Origin of the sequence: Actinomadura logoneensis (assembly GCF_003428695.1) — a bacterium.
Taxonomy (GTDB): Bacteria; Actinomycetota; Actinomycetes; order Streptosporangiales; family Streptosporangiaceae; genus Spirillospora; species Spirillospora logoneensis.
This window is the reverse complement of the sequence record NZ_QURH01000775.1, coordinates 1-3,994: the sequence shown is the minus strand read 5'-3', so window position 1 is coordinate 3,994 and position 3,994 is coordinate 1. Positions and strand designations below refer to the sequence as shown.

At 74.9% G+C, this 3,994-nt stretch carries 3 protein-coding genes and 1 pseudogene; 1 reads left to right on the top strand and 3 read right to left on the bottom strand.

The genetic code is table 11. The annotated features are described in order from the left end of the window. The 3 genes and pseudogenes from DZF91_RS27175 to asnB all read right to left on the bottom strand — a co-directional run. Nucleotides 1–379: pseudogene (locus DZF91_RS27175) on the bottom strand (hypothetical protein); the annotation flags it as partial. A gap of 1 nt (nt 380) precedes the next feature. Beyond that, on the bottom strand, nt 381–1,154 hold the full coding sequence (locus DZF91_RS27170; protein WP_117360003.1) for a bestrophin-like domain: 774 nt from the start codon (nt 1,152–1,154) through the stop codon (nt 381–383). Between the two features lie 251 nt (nt 1,155–1,405). Next, nucleotides 1,406–3,325: an asparagine synthase (glutamine-hydrolyzing) gene (gene asnB / locus DZF91_RS27165; RefSeq protein ID WP_117360002.1), complete on the bottom strand. Its 1,920-nt coding sequence runs from the start codon at nt 3,323–3,325 to the stop codon at nt 1,406–1,408. 287 nt (nt 3,326–3,612) lie between these two features. Between asnB and DZF91_RS27160 the strand changes: the two genes are divergently transcribed. After that, nucleotides 3,613–3,994 (top strand): lysine 5,6-aminomutase subunit alpha TIM-barrel domain-containing protein (locus DZF91_RS27160; protein ID WP_328589219.1); only part of this gene is annotated, 382 nt, incomplete at its 3' end.

The window sequence follows — 3,994 nt, the reverse complement described above, 5'->3', positions numbered from 1 at the left end:
GCTGACGTCCGTCGGACGGCCCGCCGACCGCCGGGGGCAGGTGCCTGCGCACCGGGGCGCGCGGTGCGGACGGAACGCGCACGGCCGGGACGTCGCTGGAGGAGGCGCGCGGACCGGCCGGGGCGCGGGTCGCGGCCGGGGCGTGCTCGGCGGAGGGTGCGGGCCGGGGAGCGGACGACGGTGTGTCCGCGGAGCCGTGTGCGGGAGGGGCGCCGTGGGCGGTGCGGGAAGCGGGGCTGTCGGAGGTGGGGGTGTCGGAGGTCCCGCCCGCGGGGGCGGGTGTCTCGGCGGCCGTGGGGGCGGCGTCGAGGGGCAGGGTGAGTCCGCCGGCGGTGGTGGTGAGCAGCACGAGCGCGGGGAGGGCGAGCGCGCGGCGCACGTCAGCCTCCCTGGTTGATGCGGGTGAACTCGCCGGACACGGCGGTGAACGCGTCGGGGTGGACGGCGAGCGCGCCGGAGAACACGTGCGAGATGTCCAGGGCGAGGTAGACGCCGACGGCCAGCAGCGCGGCCATGACGCCGAGCGGGATCAGCGCCATGCCGCGGGGGCGGGCGCCGCCGAGGATCGGCAGGACGAGCACGACCAGTCCGGTGAGGACGGTGATGACCAGCAGCCCGGCGGGCGGGTGCGCGCGGGCGTCGGTGGCGCGCTGGTGCCGGGCGGCCGACACCTCCGACAGGTGGTCCAGGACGGCGGTGCGGGCGTCCTGGGAGTCGTCGCCGTCCTTGAAGGGGACGGCGATGGTCTCGCGGCGCAGCCGGTCCAGGCGGGCCCAGCCGTCGGCGCTGAGCCTGCCGTGGTCGCGCATGAGCGGCCATTCGGTCCGGCGGACGAAGGAGGCGTAGTCGGCGAGTTCGGCGCGGGTGCGGGCGGCGTCGGCGGCGTCGAGGCGTCCGGCGGCCCAGTAGGTCTCGGCGAGGGCCTGCGCCTCGGCGGAGGCGTTGGTGCGGGCGGCGTCGGCGTTGGTCCAGGGCACGACGATCGCGATGGCGAAGGCGAGCAGGAACAGCGCGGACAGCATGGCGCCGGCGTGGCCGTTGGTCGGGCCGTCGGTGGCCTCGTCGTCGGCGCCGCGGCCGGTGCGGCGCAGCAGCCGGCTCGCGATGACCACCACGACGATCGCGCACGCCGCGGCAAGCAGATAGAGAGGCATGGCCCACTCCCGGGGGTCGGTCCGACACGCCCTGATTGACGCCCCGTGATTTTACTTTCACGGTCCGTGTTTGAAGGCGGCTTTGCTTGTGGGTGTGACGGGAGTGAGACCAAAACGAAGCCCCGAGGGCACCTGTGGCGAAGGAAACGGCAGGTCGGCCCGGGGTGCGGTCCGGGCCGGGGCGCCGTGCCACCTGTCCGGGAGGACAGGTCCGTGCCGCGCTCCGGGAACCCGGACCGCGGGTCGGCGGGTCAGAGGCCGATGCGGACGGACTGCTCTCTGAGCCAGGCGTCGAGGCTGAGGACGAGTTCGAAGGTGCCGCGGCGTCCGCCGAAGCCGGTGCCGACGGCGGCGTCCATGGGGAGGTCGGTCAGCGCGGTCAGCGCGGCGCGGTCCAGCAGCGGGGTGACGGGCGCGGACGGGTCGGCGAGCAGGTCGCGGACCTGGTCGAGCAGGGCCAGTTCGTAGGCGGGGTCCTGGATGGCGGGGTAGGGGCTCTTGCGGCGGGTGGCGATCGACTCGGGCAGCAGGTGGCGGCCCGCGCCGCGCAGCAGGCTCTTCTCGCGGCCGTCGTGGGTCTTCATCGACCAGGGGGTGGCGAAGACGTACTCGACGAGCCGGTGGTCGCAGAACGGCACCCGGACCTCCAGGCCGACGGCCATGCTGGCGCGGTCCTTGCGGTCCAGCAGCATCGGCAGGAAGTGGGTCAGGTGCAGGTGGCAGACCCGGCGCATGCGGCGCTCGTGCTCGTCGTCGCCGGGGACGTCGGGGACCTCGGCGACGGCCCGGCGGTACTGCTCGGCGGTGTGGGCGGGGACGTCGAGCATCCGCAGCAGGCCGCGGTCGAGCGGCAGGGCGGGGTCGGGGACGAGCCCGCGCGGGCCGCCGCGGTCGCCGGCGGCGGCCATGGCGACCCAGGGGAAGGTGTCGGCGTGGACGGCGTCGGGGTCGTGGAACCACAGGTAGCCGCCGAACACCTCGTCGGCCGACTCGCCCGACAGCGCCACGGTGGACTTGTCGCGGATCGCGCGGAACAGCAGGTAGAGCGAGGCGTTCATGTCGCCGGTCGCGGCGGGCGCGTCGAACGCCCGCACGACGGTGGCGCGCAGCTCGGGGTCGGCGAGGCGCGCGGCGTCCACCACGATGTCGGCGTGTTCGGTGCCGGCGTGCGCGGCGAGGTCGTGGACGAAGGGGGTGTCGGGGGTGGCGCGCATCGGGTCGGGGACGAACCGCTCGGCCTGCCCGGCGAAGTCGACCGCGAAGGAGCGGACGGGGCCGTGGGCGGCGGCGAGCGCGGTGACGATGCTGGAGTCCAGGCCGCCCGACAGCAGGGTGCACAGCGGGACGTCGGACACCAGCTGCCGCGCGACGATGTCCTCCAGCAGGGCGCGGACGTGCGCGACGGTGGTGGGCAGGTCGTCGGTGTGGGGTGCGGTGGGGGCCTGCCAGTAGCGGCGGACGGTGATGCCGGAGCGGCGGATCCGCAGGATGTGTCCGGGCCGCAGTTCGTGGATGTCGCGGTAGGGGGAGTTGCCGACGTCCTTGAAGAACCCGAGGATGCCGCGCAGGCCGTCGGCGTCCAGGACGGCGTCGGCGGCGGGGTGGGCGAGGATCGCCTTGGGTTCGGAGCCGAACGCCAGGCCGCCGGGCAGGCGCCGCCAGTACAGGGGTTTGACGCCGAGCCGGTCGCGGACCAGCAGCAGCTCCTCGGTGCGGGTGTCCCATATGGCGAGGGCGAACATGCCGTTGAGGTGTTCGGCCAGGTGATCGCCCCACCGCAGGTAGGCGTGCAGGACGACCTCGGTGTCGCTGCGGGTGCGGAAGGTGTGGCCGTGCGCGGCGAGTTCGGCGCGCAGTTCGGTGAAGTTGTAGACCTCGCCGCTGTAGGTGAGCACGGCCGCGGGGGCGGCGGGTCCGTCCGCGGCGGGTCCGTCCGCGGCGGGGCCGTTCGTGGCGGGGGCGGTCATGGGCTGCCGGCCGCCCTCGATGTCGATGACGGCGAGCCGCCGGTGGCCGAGGACGGCGTGCGGGGAGGTCCACACGCCCTGGTCGTCGGGGCCGCGGCAGGCCATGGTGGCGATCATCGCCGCGGCGGTCCGGGCCGTGTCGGAGGCGGTGGCGCCCGCGGTCAGGTCGCGGCCGAAGTCCACCCATCCGGTGATTCCGCACATGCTCTCGCCTCTCCGTCGGAGGGTGCGTCCCCCGGATACTTAGCCGGTCGAACTTGTTTCATGCGGGTCGGTGCGCTGGTCGGAGGCCGGAACGGGATTTGCGGGCCGACAGCAAACAGGTTCTTGCGCGTGACGTGGTGCATACCGGAAGATCTTCCGTAGAGAACGCGTCAATGAGGACGATTGTTCGCCACGGCCCGTCCGGGGTGCCCGAAGCCGGAGACCCGGGCGGACGCGGCGGAGAAGGGAACGGCGATGCCGACCGACCTGCTCCGGGAGACCCCCCGGTGACCGGCCCGAACACGCGGGGCAAGCTCGACCTGGACCCCGAGGTCGTCCGCAGGGCCCGGAACCTGGCCGCGCGGGCCGCCGAACCCGTCATCCGGATGGCCCGCACCCACACCACCGTGTCGGTCGAGCGCGCCCTGCTGCGCCTGTCCGGCCTGTCGGGCGCCGACGCCGAGGGCCGCCCCTGGGCCAACCACCTCGTCGACGCCGTCCAGGCCCAGGTCGGCCTGGAGCACGGGGTCGCCCTGCCCGTCTGGGACGCCCTCGCCTCCGGCGGCCACGGCTCCCTCGCCGAGCTCGCCGCCGCCGCGGCCGCCGGACGCGTCTCGTTCCGGCTGCCCGCCGGGGCCGACGCCCGCACCGCCCACGAGGCCGCCCGGC